Source organism: Leisingera sp. McT4-56 (assembly GCF_020514995.1).
Lineage (GTDB): Bacteria > Pseudomonadota > Alphaproteobacteria > Rhodobacterales > Rhodobacteraceae > Leisingera > Leisingera aquaemixtae_A.
In genome coordinates, this window is the sequence record NZ_JAJALF010000035.1 from 1 (window position 1) to 23,934 (window position 23,934).

20 protein-coding genes are annotated in these 23,934 nt (G+C 59.1%); 16 read left to right on the forward strand and 4 right to left on the reverse strand.

Translation table 11 applies throughout. The annotated features are described in order from the left end of the window. Positions 1 to 260: 260 nt before the first annotated feature. Together LHL23_RS22350 and LHL23_RS22355 are read right to left on the reverse strand one after the other, a co-directional pair. Entirely contained in the window at positions 261 to 1,049 is a 789-nt protein-coding gene (locus tag LHL23_RS22350) for a nuclear transport factor 2 family protein (protein WP_226431611.1), read from the reverse strand. A gap of 58 nt (positions 1,050 to 1,107) precedes the next feature. Beyond that, a complete protein-coding gene (locus LHL23_RS22355) occupies positions 1,108 to 1,449 on the reverse strand; it encodes a DoxX family protein (protein ID WP_019294427.1) in 342 nt (113 codons plus the stop codon). 92 nt (positions 1,450 to 1,541) lie between these two features. On the opposite strand from LHL23_RS22355, the gene LHL23_RS22360 reads away from it, so the two are divergent. The 15 genes from LHL23_RS22360 to gltS all read left to right on the forward strand — a co-directional run bounded on the left by LHL23_RS22360 (position 1,542) and on the right by gltS (position 19,532). After that, a complete protein-coding gene (locus tag LHL23_RS22360) occupies positions 1,542 to 2,420 on the forward strand; it encodes a LysR family transcriptional regulator (protein ID WP_226431612.1) in 879 nt (292 codons plus the stop codon). 685 nt (positions 2,421 to 3,105) lie between these two features. Continuing rightward, the gene (locus LHL23_RS22365; protein ID WP_027256042.1) at positions 3,106 to 4,137 is read left to right on the forward strand and encodes a LacI family DNA-binding transcriptional regulator; all 1,032 of its coding nucleotides are present in this window, start codon (positions 3,106 to 3,108) and stop codon (positions 4,135 to 4,137) included. Positions 4,138 to 4,250: 113 nt separating this feature from the next. Continuing rightward, a complete protein-coding gene (locus LHL23_RS22370) occupies positions 4,251 to 5,552 on the forward strand; it encodes an ABC transporter substrate-binding protein (protein WP_226431613.1) in 1,302 nt (433 codons plus the stop codon). 245 nt (positions 5,553 to 5,797) lie between these two features. Beyond that, positions 5,798 to 6,628 carry a carbohydrate ABC transporter permease gene (locus LHL23_RS22375; protein ID WP_222482410.1) on the forward strand — a complete coding sequence of 277 codons (831 nt, stop codon included), beginning with the start codon at positions 5,798 to 5,800 and terminating at the stop codon, positions 6,626 to 6,628. Positions 6,629 to 6,638: 10 nt separating this feature from the next. Next, positions 6,639 to 7,469 carry a carbohydrate ABC transporter permease gene (locus LHL23_RS22380; protein ID WP_226431614.1) on the forward strand — a complete coding sequence of 277 codons (831 nt, stop codon included), beginning with the start codon at positions 6,639 to 6,641 and terminating at the stop codon, positions 7,467 to 7,469. A gap of 12 nt (positions 7,470 to 7,481) precedes the next feature. After that, positions 7,482 to 8,486, forward strand: coding sequence for an ABC transporter ATP-binding protein (locus LHL23_RS22385; protein WP_222509976.1), 1,005 nt, complete (start codon positions 7,482 to 7,484; stop codon positions 8,484 to 8,486). Then, positions 8,483 to 9,256, forward strand: a complete 774-nt coding sequence (locus LHL23_RS22390) for an L-iditol 2-dehydrogenase (protein ID WP_222482400.1) — start codon at positions 8,483 to 8,485, stop codon at positions 9,254 to 9,256. The genes LHL23_RS22385 and LHL23_RS22390 overlap by 4 nt, the downstream gene beginning before the upstream one ends. After that, positions 9,244 to 10,779, forward strand: a complete 1,536-nt coding sequence (locus LHL23_RS22395) for a mannitol dehydrogenase family protein (RefSeq protein ID WP_226431615.1) — start codon at positions 9,244 to 9,246, stop codon at positions 10,777 to 10,779. Before LHL23_RS22390 ends, LHL23_RS22395 begins: the two co-directional genes overlap by 13 nt. Continuing rightward, positions 10,776 to 11,702, forward strand: a complete 927-nt coding sequence (locus LHL23_RS22400) for a carbohydrate kinase family protein (protein ID WP_226431616.1) — start codon at positions 10,776 to 10,778, stop codon at positions 11,700 to 11,702. Before LHL23_RS22395 ends, LHL23_RS22400 begins: the two co-directional genes overlap by 4 nt. Before the next feature lie 171 nt (positions 11,703 to 11,873). Beyond that, positions 11,874 to 13,325: a glucose-6-phosphate dehydrogenase gene (gene zwf / locus LHL23_RS22405; RefSeq protein WP_226431617.1), complete on the forward strand. Its 1,452-nt coding sequence runs from the start codon at positions 11,874 to 11,876 to the stop codon at positions 13,323 to 13,325. A gap of 92 nt (positions 13,326 to 13,417) precedes the next feature. Then, on the forward strand, positions 13,418 to 15,229 hold the full coding sequence (gene edd / locus LHL23_RS22410) for a phosphogluconate dehydratase (RefSeq protein ID WP_226431618.1): 1,812 nt from the start codon (positions 13,418 to 13,420) through the stop codon (positions 15,227 to 15,229). Positions 15,230 to 15,232: 3 nt separating this feature from the next. Further along, the gene (eda, locus tag LHL23_RS22415) at positions 15,233 to 15,886 is read left to right on the forward strand and encodes a bifunctional 4-hydroxy-2-oxoglutarate aldolase/2-dehydro-3-deoxy-phosphogluconate aldolase (RefSeq protein WP_226431619.1); all 654 of its coding nucleotides are present in this window, start codon (positions 15,233 to 15,235) and stop codon (positions 15,884 to 15,886) included. After that, complete coding sequence (gene pgi, locus LHL23_RS22420; protein ID WP_226431620.1) at positions 15,883 to 17,490, forward strand: glucose-6-phosphate isomerase; 1,608 nt, start codon at positions 15,883 to 15,885, stop codon at positions 17,488 to 17,490. The genes eda and pgi overlap by 4 nt, the downstream gene beginning before the upstream one ends. 436 nt (positions 17,491 to 17,926) lie before the next feature. After that, complete coding sequence (locus LHL23_RS22425) at positions 17,927 to 18,229, forward strand: hypothetical protein (protein WP_226431621.1); 303 nt, start codon at positions 17,927 to 17,929, stop codon at positions 18,227 to 18,229. Positions 18,230 to 18,311: 82 nt separating this feature from the next. Continuing rightward, complete coding sequence (gene gltS, locus LHL23_RS22430; RefSeq protein ID WP_319005227.1) at positions 18,312 to 19,532, forward strand: sodium/glutamate symporter; 1,221 nt, start codon at positions 18,312 to 18,314, stop codon at positions 19,530 to 19,532. Between the two features lie 163 nt (positions 19,533 to 19,695). Here the strand turns inward: gltS and LHL23_RS23615 are convergent, their stop codons facing one another. Further along, positions 19,696 to 19,857 carry an HAD hydrolase-like protein gene (locus LHL23_RS23615; RefSeq protein WP_226431622.1) on the reverse strand — a complete coding sequence of 54 codons (162 nt, stop codon included), beginning with the start codon at positions 19,855 to 19,857 and terminating at the stop codon, positions 19,696 to 19,698. A gap of 94 nt (positions 19,858 to 19,951) precedes the next feature. On the opposite strand from LHL23_RS23615, the gene LHL23_RS22440 reads away from it, so the two are divergent. Further along, on the forward strand, positions 19,952 to 21,592 hold the full coding sequence (locus LHL23_RS22440; RefSeq protein WP_222482408.1) for an alpha/beta hydrolase: 1,641 nt from the start codon (positions 19,952 to 19,954) through the stop codon (positions 21,590 to 21,592). Positions 21,593 to 21,943: 351 nt separating this feature from the next. Here the strand turns inward: LHL23_RS22440 and LHL23_RS22445 are convergent, their stop codons facing one another. Further along, positions 21,944 to 22,975 carry a linear amide C-N hydrolase gene (locus tag LHL23_RS22445; protein WP_264181312.1) on the reverse strand — a complete coding sequence of 344 codons (1,032 nt, stop codon included), beginning with the start codon at positions 22,973 to 22,975 and terminating at the stop codon, positions 21,944 to 21,946. Positions 22,976 to 23,934 lie beyond the last annotated feature (959 nt).

Here is a 23,934-nt window from a genome sequence, read left to right on the forward strand (position 1 = left end):
CAAGTGGCAGAACGCACGCATCCATTCGCGCGACCGGAAGATCTCAAACGCTATCAACAGGGTTTGCGCGCAGCGGGTTTGAACAGGTGAAAACGGCCCATTCCCGACCTTGGCAACAGCATCCTGATTCTGTGGTGCAGCCCGCCGTTTCTGCCGTTCGCCGCGACTGCGAGGACTTGGCGCCGGTGAACTCACATAGCGCCGGACGGAGCCAAAATTTGTTACCGATTTTGCAATGACTGCTTGAGTGGAACGCGGCTTTAGAACTTGCCCGAGTTTCTCCAGGTCTCCTTTGGACCGATCTTTTCCTGAATGTCCCAGTGCTCGACGATCTTGCCCCCTTTGAGGCGAAACAGATCGAAGAAGGCCCAGTCATCACCGCCTTGTTTCACATGGCTGTAGATCACCACGAAGTTGCCCTCGCCCAGCAAACGGTGAATTTTCACATATTGCGCGGCCTGGCCGCTCCTCATCACCTCTTTCAGGTGCTTGGCCAAGCCTTCCAGCCCGTCGCCTGTTTCGGGGTTGTGCTGGTCGTATTGGCCGGCGGAGATGTAGTTGGGTGCCAGATCGGTGCGCCCGTCTATCAGCACCTTTTCGGCAAAGTCCTGCACTAAGGCCTTGTTCGCCTTTGTCTGGTCTAGATCCTCAATCCCGGTGGGGCCGTCCACCATGGTGCGCCCGGAAACAGTCGGCCATTTGTATTCGGCGATGACGTCCCAATGCTCAACGATACGGCCTTCATCATCGGTGTCGAATATGTCGCCGGTGACCCACTGCGCCTCGCCGTTGTTGAGGCTTTGGTAGACGTGGCAAAAAACGAAACGCCCGTCCTCGATGGTTCGCACTACCTGAATGTCACGGACAGGATTGCGTTCCAGAAAGGGTGTGAAGAATTCAATGAACCCCTCCTTGCCGTCTCGCACGCCAGTGGAGTGCTGGGTATATCTATCGCCTGTATACTTTTCGAGGGCCTCGGCCATTTTGCCGTCGCGAATGCCTTCCAGATACAGACCCTTTGCATTTGAAACGCGGATGCTCTCTGTCATGTTTTTTCTCCAACTGCGCGAACTAGAAAAGTCCGAGGAGGCCCAAGAGCGCCGGAATTCACGACCACACGACAACGGCAGAAAGTATGCCTGTGATCATCGCAGGAACGCCTTCTTTCCATGTGTCCCAGATCAGGTGGCACCCGACGGCGCCGATTGAGGTGCCGAGGAGCGCCAGTGCCCCCAAGGTTCCAAACACTGAGCCCTGAAACCAGATTGCAACTGCTCCGAACAACTCGGCAAGACCGACAAGCATCATGATCTGCCGGTTCAGGCCGTACTTTATGAACATCGTTAATTGGGTGTCGAAGATAAACTTTTGCCAGCCGAAAATCTTGATCGAACTGGCAAACAGAAAAAAGGCCGAGAGAAGCCCAACAAAGATGCTGATGAGTGTCATGTTCAAGGTCCTCTTCTGGCAACAAGCTAGCGGTCGCAGCGCTTTTCAATAATATGGATCATGTTGAAATCATTATTCAGTCAGGATGAAAGATGATCGATGACCTTCGCGCCATGGCCATTTTCGCTACTGTCGCTGAAACCGGCAGTTTCTCGGCTGCGGGCCGACGGCTGCGGCTGGCCACTTCGGGGATCAGCCAGCATGTGACCAAGCTGGAGGACCGGCTCGGTATCACGCTGTTCTACCGGTCTACCCGCTCGCTTTCGCTGACCAGTGAGGGCAAGAGGCTTCTTGAGCACACGCAGCGCATGGTTGCAGCTGCTGAAGACGGGTTGAACAGCGTCGTTGACATCAGCAATGAGCCAGCCGGAGCACTTACTATAACCCTGCCTGCCTTTATGGCAGGCAGCAGTTACGAACGGGCCATCTGGGATTTCGCGTTTCAGCACCGGGCGGTGGCACTTACCGTCCGCTACCTTGACCGCAATTTTGACCTGGTGGCCGAAGGGATTGATCTGGCCTTGCGTGTGGGGGACTTGCCCGATTCCAATCTGCGCTCGCGCCGTTTGGGCAGCGCAGGCAGAAAGCTCGTTTGCGCACCGTCCTATCTGGCAACCCTTTCGGGCGTGACAACGCCGGATGATCTGAAAACCGCAGATTTTGTAGCCATGGAAGGTCTGATTGATCAGGTTGTCCTCACAAAGGGCGAAGACCAAAGAACATTGCACACCAATCGGGGCCGCGTGGTTGTCGATAGCTTTGCCGCCTTGCGGTCTGCGCTTTGCGCAGGTTTGGGGATCCAAAGACTGCCTGCCTTGGTGGCAGATCCAGAGCTGGAAAACGGAACCCTTGCTGAAGTGCTCCCTGACTGGTCAATTCCGGATCTAGGCACCTATGGCGTCTGGCCCGGCACCAGCCGGCGGCGTTCTCTTTCGCGCCTCTTGATCGACCACATTGTTGCATGGACCTAGAAAAATTGTGGAGGCGCTCCTGCAGCAAGGATAGCAAACCTGCCATTGATGCAGCGCGCGACATCTTGCAAAATGGGCTCGCAGCCGACCTCGGATGCGGCGCAGCATCCGCCTTGAACCAAGCCAGCGGTTCGTAAAGGACGGCCCTTAGCTGCCGTCCAAAGCTTAGCGTCTTCTGCAGCGCAGATTCCTCTAACCGGACTTTCGGTTTACTGCGCAGCATTCTTGGCTGGCCGGTGTCTACTCAATTCAACCGGATTGTCCGTCGCTGTGGGGGTAAGAGATCAGCGTTGAGTGAACCAATTTTCCCTTGGTGTCCTCATCAGAAATCACCCTGACTCAGTGCGGCGAGTGCGCAGCGCTGCCGTTCCGGTATCTCTCTTAGGCATACCTGCTGGCGATGGCTGTGCAGGACGCTGGCATAGTGATTAACTCCGAATTCCTTTGGCCCACCAAGGTTAAGATACCATCTTCAAGAACGTCTTTCTTGCATTGATAAATGCTCATCGCATCGCCGCAGGGAGACGCGCACATACGGTGTTGCGGCACATGTTTTCCAGAAGTGGTGATGCCATTTTCGAAACAGGGTGGGAAATTTTTCGCGCGTCAATTACTATGACGGAAGCCTTTCTGGCAGGGTCGCATTGACCTTGCCATACCCAGTGCAGACAAAGCGGACCCCTTCATGGATGACAAAAAGATACGGAACATGGAGGAATTCGCGGCGGTCAGCGGCATTTCCCGTCCGACGCTGTCGAAATTCTTCAACGACCCGTCCAGCGTAAGGGCCTCGACCAGGCAGCGCATCGAAGCTGCGCTCGACCGCTACGATTACCGGCCCAACCTCTATGCAATCAATCAGAACCGCCGTTTGACCAAGAACATCGGAATCATCGTTCCCTATCTGGCTGACCCCTTCTTTGCGGAAATCGCCCGAAATATTGAAGAGCACATTCTGAGCACCGGGTACCGGCCGGTCCTGCTGGGCTCCCACGGCAGCCCAGATCAGGAGATCGAAAACCTCGAGAATCTGCGGCTGCTCAAACCGGCTGGTGTTCTGCTGGCCCCCTTGGGGCGGGCATCGGATCAGGCGCGCATTGCCGCCTTTTGCGAAGAGGTTCCGACGGTGTTGTTTGACGCCAATGTAGGCTCCGCGGGCCTGGCATTTGTGGGTTCAAACAATGATCAAAGCATTGATCTTATTGTGGACTACCTATGCAGGACAGGCGAACCACCGGCATTCTTTGAGATGAAGGAGCCCTCGAACCCTAACGCCTACAAACGGCGCCACGCCTATCTCGCCGCCATGGAACGGCTGAACCACACACCGCATTTGATCCAGGCCGCCGGTGAAGGCTGGGAATTTGAAGAGATCGGCTTTCGGGAAGGAACTCGGGTGGTCCGTGACAGGAACCTGCCAACCGATACGATCCTGTGCAGCAATGACCGCCTTGCTATCGGCTTCCTGTCGGCGGCCTATGAGGCTGGGATAAGGGTTGGTCTGGGCACAGACTGCACCATGCGGGTAGCCGGGCATGATGACCACCCGTTCTCCCGCTACACTTGCCCGACATTGACGACGGTCTCGCAGGATTACGAAGCCATCGCCCGGAAAAGTGCCGAAACACTGATGAACCTTATTGAGGCGGAAAAACCGGCTGATTCGCGGGAGGAAACCCTGTTTGATGGCCGGCTGGTCATGCGGGGGTCCGCCTAAGCTGCTGATTTCTCGGGCAAGTACCTTAAACTTTACGCGCGTAAAAAATAAATTGACGCCAGCACACTGGCGCCGGTAATCTTGGAGGCGACATCTCAACAGGGAGGTAGAGGATGTTTGCTAAGTACGCATTGGGTGCGGCAACGGCCATTTCACTGATCGCAGCAGGCAGTGCCTCTGCCGAGACCATCACCATCGCCACCGTAAACAACGGCGACATGATCCGGATGCAGGGTCTGACAGACGATTTCACCGCCAAGACCGGCCACGACGTCGAATGGGTGACGCTGGAGGAAAACGTGCTGCGCCAGCGTGTGACCACCGACATCACCACCAAGGGCGGCCAGTTCGACATCATGACCATCGGCATGTACGAAACCCCGATCTGGGGCAAGAACGGCTGGCTGGTGCCGCTGGATGACTTGCCTGCTGAATATGACGCCGATGATATCCTGCCGGCCATGCGCGGCGGCCTGAGCGTCGATGGCACGCTTTATGCCGCGCCGTTTTATGGCGAAAGCTCCATGATCATGTACCGGACCGACCTGATGGAGAAGGCTGGCCTTGAGATGCCAGACGCCCCGACCTGGGAGTTCGTCGCCGAGGCCGCCCGCGCCATGACCGACAAGGACAACGGGATCTATGGCATCTGCCTGCGCGGCAAGGCCGGCTGGGGCGAGAACATGGCCTTTTTGACCGCCACCGCCAACGCCTTTGGTGCGCGCTGGTTCGACGAGAACTGGCAAGCCCAGTTTGATCAGCCGGAGTGGAAGGAAACCCTGGAGTTCTATGTGAACCTGATGAACGACGCCGGCCCTCCGGGCGCGTCGAACAACGGTTTCAACGAGAACCTGTCGCTGTTCCAGCAGGGCAAATGCGGCATGTGGATCGACGCCACCGTGGCGGCGTCCTTCGTGACCAACCCCAACGACTCAACAATCGCCGACAAGGTCGGTTTTGCGCTGGCGCCGGACACCGGCAAGGGCAAACGCGGCAACTGGCTCTGGGCCTGGGCGTTGGGTATCCCTGCAGGCACCCAGAAAACGGATGCTGCCAAGGAGTTCATCCAGTGGGCCACCTCCAAGGAATACATTGAGCTGGTGGCCGCGAAAGAAGGCTGGGCCAACGTGCCGCCAGGTGCGCGCACCTCTCTGTATGAAGACCCCAACTACAAGGACGTGCCATTTGCCCGGATGACGCTGGAAAGCATCCTGTCGGCCGACCCCACCAATCCGACGGTAGACCCGGTTCCTTATGTCGGCATCCAGTTCGCAGCGATCCCCGAATTCGCCGGCATCGCTGGCCAGGTCGGCCAGGAATTTGCAGCTGCGCTGGCTGGTCAGCAAAGCGTCGATGAAGCTCTGGCCAAGGCTCAGGCACTGACAACCGACGAGATGGAAGCCGCAGGCTACTGATCTCCCGCACGGACACCCGGGGGCGGCCAAGCCGCCGCCCTCTGGCCCCAGCGATCCCCCAGAGCGCATAATCGTCCAAGGCGGCACGCGTGCCGTCAACGGAGGAGGTACACCAAATGGCAACGCAACACTCCCAACCCGCGGACCGGCTGACGATGGCCCCGCCCGCGCCCAAGCCGGCAAGCCAGCCCGCTGCGGCGGACCACCAGAGCGGCACGAAACACGCCCGCACAGCCGCCCGGCTGATGATGGCGCCGGCCGTGATCCTGCTTCTGGGCTGGATGCTCGTGCCACTGACGATGACGCTCTATTTCTCGTTCAAGAAGTTCCTGCCGCTGCGGGGCGGCGATCTGGGCTGGGTCGGCTTTGACAACTACGTCCGCTTCGTTTCCTCCAGCGCCTTTTGGCCCAGCGTACAGGCGACACTGGTGATCGTCGGCGGTGTTCTGGCCATCACCGTGGTCCTGGGCGTTCTGCTGGCGATCCTGCTGAACCAGCCGATGTGGGGCCGCGGCGTCGTCCGCATCCTGGTGATCGCGCCCTTCTTCGTGATGCCCACCGTATCGGCGCTGGTCTGGAAGAACATGTTCATGGACCCGGTCAACGGTCTGCTGGCGCATGTATGGCGGGCCTTCGGCGCCGAGCCGCTGGTCTGGCTGACCGAGGCGTCGACGCAGTCGATCATCCTGATCGTCAGCTGGCAATGGCTGCCGTTCGCAACGCTGATCCTGCTGACCGCCATCCAGTCGCTGGACAGCGAACAGCTGGAGGCCGCGGAAATGGATGGTGCGCCGCCGGTGAAGCGCTTTGCCTACATCACCCTGCCGCACCTGTCGCGCGCCATCACCGTGGTGGTGCTGATCCAGACGATCTTCCTGCTTTCGATCTTCGCAGAAATCTTTGTCACCACCCAGGGCGCCTTTGGCACCAAGACCCTGACCTACCTGATCTTCCAGCGCGTGCTGGAGAGCCAGAACATCGGGCTCGGCTCGGCCGGCGGTGTCTACGCCATCATCCTCGCCAACATCGTTGCCATCTTCCTGATGCGCATCGTCGGCAAGAACCTGGACGCGTAAGGAGGCCCTCATGGCACGTGCAACCACATCGCAACGCAAAGCCCTGAATACTGCCCTAGCATGGGGTGTGGGCCTCTTGATCTTCTTCCCGATCCTCTGGACCATCCTGACCAGCTTCAAGACCGAAGCCCAGGCTATCAGCGACCCGCCGGTCTTCCTGTTCTTTGACTGGACGCTGGAGAACTACTCGGTGGTGCAGGAGCGCTCCGACTACGGCCGGTTCTTGTGGAATTCAATCATCATCGCCGGGGGCTCCACCATCCTGGGTATCATCATCGCGGTGCCCGCCGCCTGGTCGATGGCCTTTGTGCCCTCGAAGCGGACCAAAGACATCCTGTTGTGGATGCTGTCCACCAAGATGCTGCCAGCAGTTGGCGTTCTTTACCCGATCTACCTGCTGTTCATCAAACTGGGCTTGCTGGACACAAAGATTGGCCTCGTGATCGTGCTGATGCTGATCAACCTGCCGATCATCGTTTGGATGCTCTACACCTACTTCAAGGAAATCCCCGGGGAGATCCTCGAAGCGGCCCGGATGGATGGTGCCACCCTGCGCGAAGAGGTGCTGTATATCCTGACGCCAATGGCCATTCCCGGCATCGCCTCGACGCTGTTGCTGAATGTGATCCTGGCCTGGAACGAAGCCTTCTGGACGCTCAACCTGACTGCGGCCAAGGCAGCACCGCTCACCGCCTTCATCGCCAGCTATTCCAGCCCTGAAGGTCTTTTCTACGCCAAGCTGAGCGCGGCCTCCACCATGGCCATTGCCCCGATCCTGATCCTCGGCTGGTTCAGCCAGAAGCAACTTGTCAGCGGCCTGACCTTCGGCGCTGTGAAATAAGGAGACATCAAAATGGGACGCATCACTCTTGACAAAGTCTCTAAAAGCTTTGGCGACGTGCAAGTTATCCCCCCGCTGGATCTGACCATCGACGACGGTGAGTTCACGGTCTTTGTCGGCCCCTCGGGCTGCGGGAAATCCACTTTGCTGCGGCTGATCGCCGGTTTGGAGGACGTATCCTCCGGCCAGATCCGCATCGACAAGCAGGACGCCACCCATGTTCCGCCCGCCAAGCGCGGCCTGGCGATGGTGTTTCAGTCCTACGCGCTCTATCCGCATATGTCGGTGCGCAAGAACATCGCTTTCCCGATGAAGATGGCCAAAGTCCCGGTCGAGGAACAGAACCGCCGCATCGAAGCCGCCGCCAATGCGCTGAACCTCACCGATTACCTGGACCGCCGTCCCGGCCAGCTGTCTGGCGGGCAGCGCCAGCGGGTGGCCATCGGGCGCGCCATCGTGAGGGAACCTTCGGCCTTTCTCTTCGACGAGCCGCTGTCGAACCTTGATGCGGCCCTGCGCGTTGGAATGCGGCTGGAGATCTCCGAACTGCATGAACGGCTGGAAACCACGATGATCTACGTGACCCATGACCAGGTCGAAGCCATGACCATGGCCGACAAGATCGTAGTGCTGCAGGCAGGTGTGATCGAACAGGTCGGCTCGCCGCTCGAGCTTTATCACACTCCGCGTAATAAGTTCGTGGCCGGCTTCATCGGCTCACCCAAGATGAACTTCATCGAGGGCAAAGAAGCCGCTAAACACGGCGCCCACACCATTGGCATCCGTCCCGAGCATATCGAGGTGTCCGGCGAGGCAGGCACCTGGTCGGGTGTGGTCAGCGTCTCAGAACATCTGGGCTCGGACACATTCTTTCACGTCCACGGCACCGGTCTGGCAGAAACCATCACCGTGCGCGCTGACGGCGAAGTCGGGTTCCGCCACGGGGACCGCATCTTCATGACCCCGCGCGCCGATGTGATTCACAAATTCGACGCAGAAGGGCTGCGGATCGCATGAAACGGCTGGCAGGCAAAACAGCGCTGATCACCGGCAGCGCCCGCGGGATCGGCCGCGCCTTCGCGGAGGCTTATGTCCGTGAAGGGGCCCGTGTGGCTATTGCTGATATTGATTTCGACGGCGCGCAGACAGCGGCTGAGGAACTGGGTGGCGGGTCGATTGCCGTCCGGCTGGATGTCACCGATCAGACCAGTATCGAACAGGCCGTTGCCGAAACGGTCTCAGAGCTGGGCCGGATTGACATCCTGATCAACAACGCGGCCGTCTTCACCGCCGCTCCGGTTAGTGAAATCACGCGCCAAGACTATGAGCGCACCTTTGCGGTCAATGTCGCCGGAACCCTGTTCACTCTGCAGGCAGTGGCCCGGCACATGATTGAACGCGGCGAGGGCGGCACGATCATCAACATGGCCAGCCAGGCGGGCCGCCGCGGAGAACCGCTGGTTGCCGTCTATTGCGCAACCAAGGCTGCCATCATCAGCCTGACCCAATCCGCCGGCCTCAATCTGATCCGGCACGGGATCAACGTGAACGCCATCTCTCCCGGCGTGGTGGAGGGTGAGCACTGGGACGGCGTCGATGCGCTCTTTGCAAAATATGAGGGCAAGGCGCCGGGTCAGAAGAAGCAAGAGGTGGCGCAGGCGGTGCCCTATGGGCGCATGGGGCGGGCGGACGACCTGACCGGCATGGCCGTTTTTCTGGCTTCTGACGAAGCCAGCTACGTCGTCGCCCAAACCTACAACGTGGACGGTGGACAATGGATGAGCTGATGGAACGCGAAACAGCACAACTTACGCCGGTTAAACTGAGCCAGGAGGCGCTGAAGGATCTGCCCGAAGGTGTTGCAGGTCCCGGATACGACCGCGCCTCACTGAAGCCGGGGATCATCCACATCGGCCTCGGCAATTTCCACCGCGCGCACCAGGCCTGGTATCTGCACCGGCTGATGCAGCAGGGCCTGGCAAAGGATTGGGCCATCATCGGCGCCGGGGTACGCCCGTATGATGCCGCGATGCGGCAGAAACTGCTGGCGCAGGATTGTCTGACCACCCTGATTGAACTGGCGCCTGGCAGCGTTTCGGCCGAGATCACTGGATCGATGATCGATTACCTGCCGATAGAAGACGGGAACGGCGCGCTGATCCGCGCCATGGCCGATCCCGCAATTCGTATCGTGTCGCTGACCGTGACCGAAGGCGGTTATTTCTTGGACCCGGCAACCGGCGGGCTGGATGTGCGGCACCCCGACATTCGTCATGACGTGGAGAATCCAACCCGTCCCTGCACTGTTTTCGGAGCCATTGCAGCTGCGCTGAAAACCAGGCGCGATGCCGGAGCCGGCCCATTTACCGTTCAAAGCTGCGACAACCTGCGCGGCAATGGCAACGCCACCCGGCAGGCGGTGGTCTCGCTGGCAAGGCTCACCAACCCGGAGCTGGCGGATTGGATCGATCAGACCTGCAGTTTCCCGAATTCGATGGTCGACTGCATTGTGCCCGCAACCGGTCCCGTCGAAATCGCCCTTGCCCGTGAGCTGGGCATCGAAGATGCCGCCCCCGTCACCCATGAAAACTACCGCCAATGGGTGATCGAGGATGGCTTCTGTGCGGGCCGGCCCGACTGGGATAAGGCCGGGGCAGTGTTCACACCCTCCGTGCATGACTACGAGGTGATGAAAATCCGCATTTTGAATGCGGGCCACCAGGTTTTGGCCAATGCCGGAGAGATGCTGTCGATGGAGACCATCGCCGATTGCATGGAGCATCCGCTGATTGCCGCGCTGTTCCAAAAGGTCCAGTTAGAGGAGATTGCCCCTTACGTTGCAGCGGTTCCGGGAATGAACCCGCAAGACTATGCCGAACTGATCGAGCGGCGGTTTTCCAACGCCGCCATCCGCGACACGGTCCGGCGGGTAGCCTTTGACGGCTCCTCCCGGCACCCGGGATTTGTCCATCCCATTCTGCGGGATGCACTGGCAGCAGGCGGCCCGATCGCAGGCCTGAGCCTCGTCGAGGCGCTTTGGGCGCGCATGTGTGCAGGCACCCGGGAGGACAGCACCGGGATTGAGGCCAACGACCCCTATTGGGACGCGCTGGCTGAGGCTGCAATGGCCGCAAGGCTGCGTCCGCAAGCCTGGCTCGAGCAGCATGATATCTACGGTGATCTGGCCGGCAACCAATGGTTCGCTGTGGAGTTTTCGCGCTGGCTTAGCCTGATCTGGTCGGAAGGATGCGAAGCTGCTTTACGCGCCTATACCGGGCATGAGCAGGCCAAGGGGGGCTTAGAAACATGATCCTATGCAGTGGAGAAGCCCTGATTGACATGATCCCCGCGCCAACTGCGGACGGACCGGACGGGTTTGTGCCTCATCCCGGAGGGGCGGTGTTCAATACAGCAATTGCGTTGGGGCGGCTTGGGGTGCGGGCCGGGATGCTGACCGGCCTGTCTACCGACATGTTCGGGCGGCAGCTGGCCGAGTCGCTGAAGGCCAGTCATGTTGACACTTCGCTGGTGATCCAGTCCGGCCGCCCCACCACGCTGGCCTTTGTACGCCTGGTGGATGGCCATGCCACCTATTGCTTCTTCGACGAGAACTCAGCCGGGCGCATGCTGATGCCTGGGGATATGCCAAAGCTTCCTCAGGAGGTCTCGGCCCTGTTTTTTGGCGGGATCAGCCTGGCCTCTGAGCCCTGCGCCGATGCCTATGCCGCGCTGCTGGACCGCGAAGCCACGGATCGCGCAGTGATGATTGACCCGAACATCCGCCCCAGGTTCATCAAGGACATCGCCAGGTACCGCGCCCGGCTGGACCGCATGGTGGCGCAGGCGGATCTCGTGAAAGTGTCCGACGAGGATCTGAACTGGCTGCTGCCGGACCCGCTGTCGCTGAGCGAGAAAGTGTCCATCCTGCTGGAACGGGGGCCGTCGGTGCTGATCCTGACCCGCGGCGGCGAAGGTGCAACCGGGTATCTTGCGAACGGCGGCGAAGTGCATGTGCCTGCTGTTCGGGCCAGAATTTCCGACACCGTCGGAGCCGGCGACACCTTCAATGCGGGTGTTCTCGCCAAACTGTCCGAGCTTGGCCGGCTGACAAAACCGGAGCTGGCCGCATTGCCGCCTGACGTTCTGCAGCAGGCAATGGCGCATGGCGCAAAAGTGGCCGCCGTTACGGTGTCCCGCTCCGGCGCCAATCCGCCCTGGGCCGGAGAGCTGTAAATGCGCACTTTCTTGTCCTCTTTTCCGCTCAGAAATGTTAGCGCTACCGCCGGAGTTTCAAACTATGACCCGCAGCAAGGCCGTCAGGAGAAAACGCCATGACCATCCAGTTCGCCGCCATTGGCCGCAAGCCGCGGGCCGGGGCGCCCTTCAAGCGGGTCGGCTAAGCTGATGGTGTCCCGTGTCATCCCCGTCGATCCTTTTGACCTGGTCCTGTTCGGTGCCACCGGCGATCTTGCACGCCGCAAAATCCTGCCTGGCCTATTTCACCGGTTTGCGGTGGGGCAGATGCCGGAGGGGGCACGCATCATCGGCACTGCCCGCTCAGCGATGAACCGGGCGGAGTTCATCGAGGCGGTGCATGCCAGCCTGCTGGAATTTGCGCCGCAGGCGGCCAAACGGTCAGCCCTGCTGGAAAAGTTCCTGGCCAGCCTGGAGTACGTTCGTGTCGATGCCGGAGGCGAGGACGGTTGGGACACTCTGGCGCAGGCGATCAGGTCGGATGTGGTGCAGGCGTTCTATCTCTCGGTCTCGCCTGCGCTGTTCGGCTCCATCGCGTCCAATCTGAAAAGCCGGGGCATCGCATCGGCGAACAGCCGGGTTGTGGTGGAAAAGCCCTTCGGTCACGATCTGGCGTCGGCGCGGGATTTGAATGCGGATCTGCGCCGCAACTTCGACGAGCATCAGATCTACCGGATCGACCACTATCTGGGCAAAGAAACCGTGCAGAACCTGATGGCGCTGCGCTTTGCCAACGCCCTGTGGGAGCCTTTGTGGAACTCCACCCATGTGGACCATGTGCAAATCACCGTGGCCGAAAGCCTCGGTGTCGAGGGGCGCGGCGAATATTACGACCGCTCCGGTGCGATGCGGGACATGGTGCAGAACCACCTGATGCAGCTCTTGTGCCTGACCGCGATGGAGCCGCCGTCGCGCTTTACCTCCGACGCGGTGCGCGATGAGAAGGTCAAGGTGATCGAGGCGCTGGAACCGGTGGCGCCATCGGACATCGTGCGCGGCCAGTACCGCGCCCAAGGCAGCGCGGGCAGCTACCGCGACCATGCCGGCAACCCGCACAGCAGCACCGAAAGCTTCATCGCCATGAAAGTGAATATCGGCAACTGGCGGTGGGCGGGCACGCCGTTCTACCTGCGCACGGGCAAAAAGCTGCGGGCGCGCTGTTCCGAAATTGCGGTGGTGTTCCGCGACCCGCCGCACATGATATTTCCGGACATGGCCGGGCGGCGCAGCAACGCGATGATCATCCGCCTGCAGCCGGATGAAGGCATCACCCTGCGCAACACGATCAAGGAGCCGGGTCCGGGCGGTTTCCGCCTCGCGGAAGTGTCCCTGGACATGACCTTTGCCGAGGCTCTGAGGGAACGCGCTGAACCGCAAGATGCCTACGAACGCCTAATCATGGACGTGATCCGCGGCGACCAGACGCTGTTCATGCGCGGCGACGAGGTAGAGGCTGCCTGGGCCTGGGCCGACCCCATCATTGCCAGCTGGGAGGACTTCGGGCCTGCCCCGTCTCCCTACGATCCGAGAGGGTCTGGCCCCGAGGACGCCCTGATGCTGCTGCACCGCGAGGGCCGGCGGTGGCGCGAGATCGGGGGCTGAGCAATGCATCAGGATTGCACCAGCCTCGCCCCGGCCAAACCTCACCTCTTCTGTAACGTCCCGCCAATCTGTTTTCCCAAGGGAACGCACCAATGAGCCAGCTCAATGACACTCTTCTGCGCGTGACCGATCGGATCATTGCCCGCAGCGAAACCACTCGAGCCGCCTATCTGGACCGAATGCACCGGGCCGCGGAAAAGGGCCCGGCTCGCGCCCATCTGTCCTGCAGCGGCCAGGCTCATGCCTATGCCGCTTCCGGTGGCGACAAGGCGCAACTGGTCGAGCGCAATGCAGGCAACCTCGGCATCGTCACCGCCTATAACGACATGCTGTCGGCCCATCAGCCCTTTGAGCATTTTCCGGCCCTGATCAAGCAGGCAGCCCGCGAGGCTGGCGGCACCGCGCAGGTGGCCGGCGGGGTGCCTGCCATGTGCGATGGCGTCACCCAGGGGGAGGCGGGCATGGAGCTGAGCCTGTTTTCCCGCGATGTGATTGCGCTGGCGGCCTCAGTTGCGCTCAGCCACGCGACATTCGACGCCGCCGTCTATCTGGGGGTTTGCGACAAGATCGTGCCCGGGCTGGTCATTGCCGCCCAGGCCTTTGGCCATCTTCCCACTGTCTTCCTGCCCGCGGGGCCCATGGTCAGCGGATTGGCCAATGACGAAAAGGCCAAAGTCCGCCAGCAATTTGCAGCGGGTGAAGTTGACCGGGATACGCTGCTGGCTGCTGAGATGGCCGCCTATCACGGGCCGGGCACCTGCACCTTTTACGGCACAGCCAACACCAACCAAATGCTGATGGAATTCATGGGGCTGCACCTGCCAGGCGCCAGCTTCGTGCCGCCGGACACCGCGCTGCGCGATGCCCTGACCCAGGAAGGCGCAAAACGCGCCTTATCGCTCAGTGCGCTTGGCAATCACTACACGCCAGTCTGCAGCATTCTTGATGAAAGGGCCTTTGTGAACGGGATCGTCGGACTGAATGCCACTGGCGGCTCGACCAACCTGCTAATCCACCTGGTGGCCATGGCACGTGCGGGCGGGATCATGCTCGACTGGCAAGATTTCTCGAATCTCTCCGAAGTCACCCCGCTAATGGCACGGGTCTATCCCAACGGGCTTGCGGATGTGAACCATTTCCATGCCGCAGGCGGCCTTGGTTACATGATCGGCCGCTTGCTGAAAGCCGGGCTGCTGCATCCGGACACCATGACCGTGGCCGGAGAGGGTCTGGAGAATTATACTCGGGAGCCCGTTTGGAACGATGGTGTTCTGGCTTGGCGCAACGGCGCGGGCCGCAGTCTGAATGAGGCCATCCTGCGCCCACCTCACGACCCGTTCCAGCCAACCGGCGGCCTCAAGCGCTTGACCGGCAGCCTTGGTACCGCGGTCATGAAAGTCTCTGCCGTGGCGCCTGAACATCAGGTAGTCGAGGCGCCGGTGCGCGTCTTCGCCGATCAGAACGAAGTCAAAGCCGCTTTCAAGGCCGGTGAGTTTACAGGGGATGTTATCGTGGTTGTGCGCTTCCAGGGGCCAAAGGCAAATGGCATGCCTGAGTTGCACAGCCTGACGCCGCTGCTGGCGATCCTGCAGGGCCGCGGCCAGAAGGTTGCCCTGGTCACCGATGGCCGCATGTCAGGCGCCTCTGGAAAGGTGCCCGCCGCGATCCATGTCAGCCCCGAAGCCGTCGATGGCGGCGCAATTGCCCGCCTGCAGGACGGCGACCTCCTGCGTGTGGATGCCACAGCCGGAACACTCGATATCCTGACCGAAGGTGTCTGCGAGCGCCCGGCGGTGGTTGCGGACCTGACCGCCAATCAGTCCGGGACCGGCCGCGAGCTGTTCGCAGCCTTCAGAAACTCTGTCAGCGCCGCAACGGACGGCGCCTCCATTTTCGGAGCCTAATCCATGACTCTGCCCCCCAAAGATGCCAGCCGGCTGACCCGCGAAATCTGCGGCCTTGCCCCGATTGTTCCGGTGCTGGTTATTGAAGATGCCTCCACAGCCCGCCCGCTGGCCGAAGCGCTGGTCGCGGGAGGGCTCCCCGCCCTGGAAGTCACCCTGCGCACCCTGGACGCGCTGGAGGCGATCCGCGCCATGTCTGGGGTTCCGGGCGGTCATGTCGGCGCCGGCACGCTGATCACGCCGGAGGATGTCCGCGCCGCCAAGGCCGCCGGAGCAGCCTTCGGGGTTTCACCCGGTGCGACCGATGAGCTTCTGGCTGCCTGCGAGGCGGAACAGCTGCCGCTGCTGCCGGGCGCTGCAACCGCGACCGAGGCCATGCGGCTGCTGGCGCGCGGCTACGACATGCTTAAGTTTTTTCCTGCGGAGGCGTCAGGAGGCGCCCCGGCCTTGAAAGCCATTGGCGCACCGCTGCCGCAGATCACTTTTTGTCCCACCGGCGGCATCAGTCCCGCAAACGCTGGAAGCTATTTGTCCCTCGGCAACGTGCTGTGTGCGGGTGGCAGCTGGGTCGCGCCGAAGGATCTGATTGCGGCCGGGAACTGGGACGGGATTGAATTGCTGGCCAGACAGGCCGCGCAACTGGGGGGAAACGCATGATGGATATCTGGACCAAGCTGCAGGAGAACCACAGCGCGGCAGAAGGGCGGCCGATCATTTCCCTGTTCGACGACCCTCAGCGCTTTGACAGGTTTTCGGTTGAAGCAGACGGGCTGCTGCTGGACTTCTCAAAGACCAGCATCGACGGTGCGGCATTTGATCTGCTGCTGGAACTGGCCGAGATGCGGGACGTTGCCGGTCAACGCGATGCCATGTTCCGCGGCGAGCGGATCAACCGCTCCGAAGACCGGGCGGTGCTTCATACAGCCCTGCGTGCCGGCGATGGCGGACCGCTGGTAATTGATGGTGAGGACGTGCGTCCGGGGATAAGGAAAACCCTGCAAACGATGGAGGATTTTGCCGACGGCATCCGCTCGGGCCGCATCGCAACCGCAGGGGGCGGGGCATTCACCGATGTCGTGAATATCGGCATCGGCGGCTCCGACCTCGGGCCAGTCATGGCCGTTCAGGCGCTGAGCCCTTATCACAACGGACCGCACTGCCACTTCGTCTCGAACGTCGACGGCGCCCAGATATCCGACACGCTGCGCAAGCTCGATCCCCGCTCGACGCTGATCATCATCGCGTCAAAGACCTTCACCACGATTGAGACGATGACCAATGCCGAAACGGCGAACAGCTGGCTGAAGAATGCGCTGGGGGACGCAGCCGTTTCCCATCTGGCCGCCGTATCCACTGCGCTGGACAAGACCGCCGGCATGGGGATCAGCCCAGAGCGTGTTTTTGGCTTTTCCGATTGGGTTGGCGGCCGCTACTCGCTTTGGGGCCCAGTGGGCCTTCCGATCATGCTGGCCATTGGTCCAGCGGAGTTTCGCAACTTTCTGGCGGGTGCCCGGGCGATGGATACACATTTCGTGACCGCTCCCGCGCGGGAAAACATGCCCTTGCTTATGGGGCTCGTAGGGATTTGGCACCGAAACATCTGCCGCCATCCGACACGTGCAATCCTGCCTTATGACCAGCGTCTGGCCAAATTGCCCGCCTACCTTCAGCAGCTTGACATGGAGAGCAACGGCAAGCGTGTTTCAAACGGCGGAGACCAGTTGGTACGCGGCTCTGGACCCGTTGTTTGGGGCGAAGCGGGAACCAACGGGCAGCATGCGTTTTATCAGCTGTTGCACCAGGGAACCGAAATTATCCCCGCCGAGTTTCTGGTGGCTTCGCGCAGTCATGAACCCAGTCTGCGGGAACATCATGATTTGCTGAAGGCGAATTGCCTGGCCCAATCTGAAGCGCTGATGCTTGGCCGCTCCTTGGAGCAGGCTTTGGAGATTGCTGCAGCGCTTGGCTATACCGGTGACGAGCAGCGCGTCCAAGCGGCATACCGGACCTTTCCAGGCAGCCGCCCTTCGATGACGCTGGCCTATCCGCTGCTGACGCCGTACTCCCTCGGCCAGATCATCGCGCTGTATGAACATCGGGTGTTCGTTGAAGGCGCCATTTGGGGGATCAATTCCTTTGATCAATGGGGAGTGGAATTGGGCAAGGAACTGGCCAGCGCCCTGGTGCCAATGATCAAGGGCGCCTCATCTGAGGGCAAGGACCAGTCAACAATTGCTCTGATCCGGAAACTGTCTGCGTGAATGACCCCTTGGATCACCCAGTTGTCGACGAACGCCGCCAATACCAAGGCGCCGTACATTCACAGACGGGCGTTGCGCACATTTTCCGTAATCTGGACATTCATGTTTGGCGCAGCGAACGGCTGCTTCCCGCCCGGCCTGCATGCGTACTCTTCGCGGCCATGCAGCGGCCGGAGGTCGGCTTCGGGCTGCTTGTGCCATCTGTCGGGAGGGTTCCGGTGAGGTTTCGCTGCAACCCAGCTGCCGCATCGCCGCAAGTCGGCTCTGAGCCCATTGCAGCCATCGCCCCATGCCCTGGATGCTGCAAGCGCACTTGGCTGCTCGCGGCTCTTCGTAACACTCGTACCAGGTGCAGCGCGCATTTCGCGGCAAGTGCGAAGCATTAGGGTCGTTTTCCCGAAAGCAGCCATCCAGTATGGGGAGGCGGTCCCGACTGATGCTGCGCTCCACACCAGGGGTAGCGAAGCGCAGTTGGCGCCAGTTGCAAACCTATCCTCTTTCTGCAATGGGGCGAGGCTTAACGCTTCGACGCCACACGTCAAAGCATACGTCGGCCTCTACCGCAGCATTTTTTCCAGGCCAACGGGAAGCAGAGCGGGAAAATGCTGCCGCCGAAGAAAAAACTTGCGTTATCTGCCCCGCAACGCATGTAACATCGGTAATCAGTAAACTTCGCGCACGCATTCAAGAGGTGGGCTGGGATACCTCCGAGCAAAATCAAAAAGGATATCTGATCTAACTCTTCAAGCTCAAAACTTAGATAAAACCGATCCCAACGTAACTGACAGAAATTCACTTGCTTGGACAGCGACACAAACACCATGGAAATGCTTGATCCGATAGAAATTGACAGCTTTGGCGCCGTTACAATTGGGATATTGGTCTATTTTCTCGGTGCACGGTTGACCCGTCGCTATGCAGTCTTGTCTAAGTACAGCATCCCAGAGCCAGTCAGCGGAGGTCTCCTGGCGGCCATTCTGGCTTTACTTGTGGTTCTGGGCACAGGTCGGGCGATCAGTTACGAACTAAGCGCCAGAGATTTTTTGTTGGTCTACTTTTTCACGACTGTTGGTCTAAACGCCCGTTTTGCTGACCTGCTAAAGGGGGGACCACTTCTTGTACTCATGCTTGGGCTCACGATAGCCTTTATGCTCGTGCAGAATGTGGTGGGCATGATTGGTGCGCTCTTGTTCGGTATGCCGTCACAAGCAGGTGTGCTGCTGGGTACCGCATCCTTAATCGGCGGCCACGGCACAGCCATCGCATGGGGGCCGACCATTGAGAGCAACTACCAAGTCACCGGGGCTTCGGAGCTAGGAATAGCCACTGCGACGGTTGGCCTGATTTTGGCCAGTGTTCTGGGTGGTCCCATTGCTCGTTTTCTCACCCAAAAGAACGATCTAAAGAGTGTCGAGAACTCAGAAGAAGAAGTTGCGACGGTTGCAGAGCCAATCACCGAGCAACCTTCAACCGTTACCCATGTAGACCTGATGAATTGCGTGCTCTGGATTCACATCGCCATCGCGATTGGGTATTCAGTGTTCGAAGCACTTGAGGCAGCAGGGATTAAACTGCCGCTTTTCGTGCCGTGCCTCTTAAGCGGCATCTTATTGTCGAACTTGCTGCCGCCCTTGTTTTCTAAGCTCAAATGGCCCGCAGGCACTCCTGCGATGAACGTGATCTCCGAATTCAGCCTGTCAGTATTTCTGGCAATGTCGCTGATGAGTATGGAGTTGTGGACGCTCGCCAGCAGTGCTGGCGTTCTAATAACCACCATGCTTTTGCAATCAATCGCGGCCGTTCTATTCATCATATTCATTGTCTTCCGCCTGATGGGAAAAAACTACTTTGCAGCAGTGATTTCGGCGGGTTTCGCTGGCTTCTCTTTGGGTGCGACGCCAACCGCCATTGCAAATATGACCGCAGTCACACAACGCTATGGTCCTTCGCCAGTGGCGTTTATTGTTTTGCCTTTGGTGTCAGCTTTCTTTGTCGATTTAGCGAACGCGTTCATAATTCAGTGGTTCCTTGGATTTGGTTGAAGCACTGTGATTTGCGTCCGAGTTATAGAACTCGAACTCGCCGTCCGCTGTATAAGGCAGCAACGTCGGCTGTCTGCGCTAAGCTGATGTACTTGGTAACGGTACTGCAACCGCGCCGGAAACCATCGTTTTGATGGATCAAAGGCCGGTCATGCACTAGCAATCAAACCGGACCACTCAGGTGGGGCTGATCAGGATCAGGATGAGGCTTGCGGCGCTCCGTATCTTCCGCTCCGATCAGAACGGCGAAAATCCCGAGATCTACGCCGACCTGTTCCAGATCCGAGGCGATGCGCCTGCGCCCCTTGTTTGAGACTATCCCCACAGGTTCACTTCGCGGCTTTCTTGATGCGGCACATTCAATCTATGTCATCGATTTAGTTTGACTCCTGTGCGCGGGTTAAGTTCAGAGTCGGGGTATGGTTTTTGTGTTTTTACGGTCTCTGTCGGTTGTGGGAGTGCTGGTGGGGATGGCGTTGTTCTGCGCATCTCTCACCCCATCGCTTTTACCAAGGGTTCCGGAAGTCCAAGGCACATTGTCAGGTGTCGCGTTTATCGCAGGCTACTCAATAGGCAACCTTCTGCGGCTCCTCTGGGAGTTTCTAGAGTTTCGGCAAGTGCGAGGAATTTGGAGAACCCGCCTGTGCCAGATTGCCCTTGCTGCATCTGTTCTGGCTGTGGTGTTCACACTAAGTCGCATCACCCTGTGGCAGAACTCTATTCGCTTGGTGATGGAAATGGAGCCTGTCGACAGTGCCTATCCCTTCCGCGTGGCCTCCATCGCGCTTGTTGCAGTGGTAGCCTTGATGCTCCTGGCTCGCACTCTGTTTTGGTCGGCTAAGCGTGTGGCTAGGTGGAGTGCCAGATTGATGCCAAAAAGAGTGTCTATCGGAGCTGGCGCAATCATTGTGGCAGTTGTTGCCGGTTCGCTTTTCGATGGCTTAGTCGTGCGGAATATGCTGGCGTTTCTCGATCAAGCCTTTGCCGAAGTCGACAGGATTGTTGACGCTGGTGTGGAGCCCCCCTCCGGGTTCGAAACATCTGTACAGCTTATCGATTGGGAAGATATCGGCCGCAATGGAAAGCTGTTTCTGACGAGCGGACCGGATCGCCAGCAGATCGAAGCATTTACAAACCGGCCAGCTAAGCAGCCAATTCGTGTATACGCGGGCGTGAATACTGCAGAAACGCTGGAAGACCGCGCAAAGGCTGCAGTTACAGAACTCACACGTGCTGGGGGCTTCAACCGGTCTGTCCTGATAGTTGCAACACCCACCGGGACTGGATGGTTGGATCCGGCAGCCATACAACCGGTGGCTTTTCTGCATAGCGGCGACCTTGCAATCGTGTCGATGCAGTATTCCTACCTTCCTAGCTGGTTGACGCTAATGGTTGACCCAACACGTTCACGACAGGCTGCGAGAGCCCTATTTCGAGAGGTTTTCGAACATTGGAAGGCGTTGCCAAAGAACAAGCGGCCGCGCCTGTACCTGTTTGGTTTGAGTTTGGGAGCACTTGGGTCTGAGGCTTCCACTGATCTTGTTGAACTGCTTGCAGATCCAATCAATGGGGCTGTTTGGGCTGGGCCGCCATTCGCCAGTCGCACCTGGTCATCTATTACCCGGAACCGTGAGAGCGGGTCCCCCCAATGGCGGCCGCGTTACCGGGACGGTGCTTTGATCAGGTTCATGAACCAGGACGGATTTGACCCTCAAGGGTTTTCGGAATGGGGACCATTGCGAATAGTCTACCTGCAGCATGCCAGCGATCCGATGAGCTTCTTCTCAGCTGAGTTGGCCATGTCAAAGCCGGGCTGGCTGGGGGAATACCGGGGCCGGGACGTGTCTCCGTACTTCCGATGGTTTCCGCTGGTCACCTTTCTTCAGGTTGCCTTTGATATCCCCATGGCCACATCTGTTTCGCAAGGATACGGGCATAATTTTATCCCTGCTGAATACATTGATGCTTGGATTGCTGTGACCCAGCCAAGGAACTGGACTGCAGCTGATACAGAAAACTTGAAACGTAAGTTCGAAGCCTTTCAGGCATCACCGCTGTGAACAGAACCAGGCTCAAATTCAGCCATCAAGTGAAGTGCGATGCTGCGCTCAAAACGATAGCTCAGGACCAATCCCGCCGCCCTTTGCAGAGCACATGATTGAACTGCTTAGTGGTGGCAGTTACCCGTCGCGACGCGAAAGCTTCCTGATGCGGTTTGGCGGGACCTGGCGTCTACCTTAGACGTCGGGCCCAACACAACCAAAAGATTCAGTTGATTTGTGAGCGCTGATCAAGGCGTACGCGCTGCGTCCGGTGATGAAGATTGTCCTGACAAGCATGCAACGTAGGCTACTTTGAGGCTACATGTGTCTCGGGCGGCTGCCGTTTCTGCCGCCCGAGATTATTAAATCTCAATTGGTTGGCGTCATATCGACAATTGTGGGCTCGCGATCACCACTTGTCGGGAAGACGATCATCTCGCCGCCCATGGCTCCGAAGTCGATTTGCTTGAGATCGACCATATGCACGGTCCGGTCGTACATCGTGTGATAGTAATAGGTGAGGTTTTGCGAGTCACTTGCAGTCGTGACTTGGGTTGCGCTGAAGAGCAAGTCCTCCGACTGGACGTCGTCATCTGCGCCCTCAGCGGCATCAGCGGGAATATTGAAGTTGTCGAGGATTCGAAACGCCTCACGCACTGTATCGTAGCCGCCTTCGGTTTCTCGTGCTGTTTGCGAGAAGGCAACAGCTCGGACAAAGCGTGATGGGGGGGTGAAGTCTCCTGGCAAGCCGATCATGCCGCTTCCCGCTCCGAGCGGCGCGAACGTCACCCCGGCGGCCTCAACCTGGGGAATCGAGAGGGCGGACAAATTGACGTAGTTGTTGAGGTTCGTCATGTGCCAGTCGTAGGTCGGGGAATTGGTGATAACACCAAGCGGAGCCTCAAAGATAGTTAGCTCACCGTCAATATACTCGACGACAATCCTCCCGCCCAAGCGGTCTGCCACCAACATGTGAAGGGGAAACGGAAAGCCGAGCGTTTCATCCACAACGCTCACGACACGAATGCCCTCAAGACCGGCCCGCACCTCATCAACCGTTTCAAAGTTTGACAAGACATAGCTGGCAAGCAAGTCGCCAGGAATGGAATTGCCGGCGAGCTCAGGTAAGTATTCCTGGTAATCCGTGAAGCCCGGCAGATAAAACAGCCCTGCGGTCAAACCGGTCTCATTGATCCCGTCGGCAGGCGCTCCATGGTCCAGCATACTGATGCCGACTACGCCAAAGCGGCCAGTCCAAGACGCTCCTTCCGCTCCGTCAGGCATCTCGCCAGCGCTATAAACGAAGCCCTTAGGGACAACATTAATTTTCGTTTCGAGGTCGAACGGCCCCCATTCTGCGGTTCTTGCGCGAATGATGCTTCCATCTGCTCCTGTCAGCATGATCCCGGTGCATGCCCAACCCATCGATACTGACGCAAGCAGAGCGGCGCCGACTCGAGCGCACGATACAAGTAATCTAAAGAATGCCATTTCACTTCTCCATTTTCTGCTGTTAGATGAAGAATACATTCAACCACGAGCTAGTGTTCAGTCAGGTTCTGTACAGGTGGAAATTCACTGGCTTGCGACGAAGGGTTGAAAATTACCTGCCGCCAGTTCCAAAAAATCGGCTACTGGACGCAGAATGCCAGATTTTTACTTTCGAATGTGCAGCATAAGCGCGAAGCGCCTAAACCGGCCATAGGCGCAGGAGCTGCGAATTCACACTTCGTCCGGCAGACTGCGAGTTCGATCATCTCCAGATTTTGCTCGTGCGGCGAATGACCGGAAAGCAGGCTGCGCCTGCAGCAACGTGAAGGTAGGGCGAAGGTCCGCAATGGGCCGGTCGCGCCTAGCCGGGCGATCTGGAGCCCGTGGATGCTGCAGCGCATTCGAGGTCAGCAGTGAGCCCTGAGCGGAAGTGTCAAAATTCGCTGCGCGCGCTCGCAGCGCGCCGGTGCGCTGCACCGCCGAATTCCTCCCGCTGCATGGCAGAGGGAATTGCGGCCATTCCGGTGGGCCGCAACAAAATCTTTGACCAAGAATTTGTCCGTCATCAACTGAAGTAGGTAAGTTGATGGCGGACAGGCCAATCCACGGAATTCTGAGCGAGAGATGAACGTATCAATCAGTGTTAAAACCTTCGTTGAGCAACGTGATGCCGGCTCTGAGCTTCCCTGCGCCGCTAACACAAGTACGGTCGACTGACGTGTAGCTCATTGATTGGCAAGTGGTTGGCAAAAGGTTCGAGCGGAAAAAACGGCGGGGCGGCGGGCGTCAGGGCCCGCCGCTTGCGGGGATCAGAACCCGGCCTTGATGCGCTCGAATTCCTTCAGCATCCGGCCTTCCAGTTCCGGGTT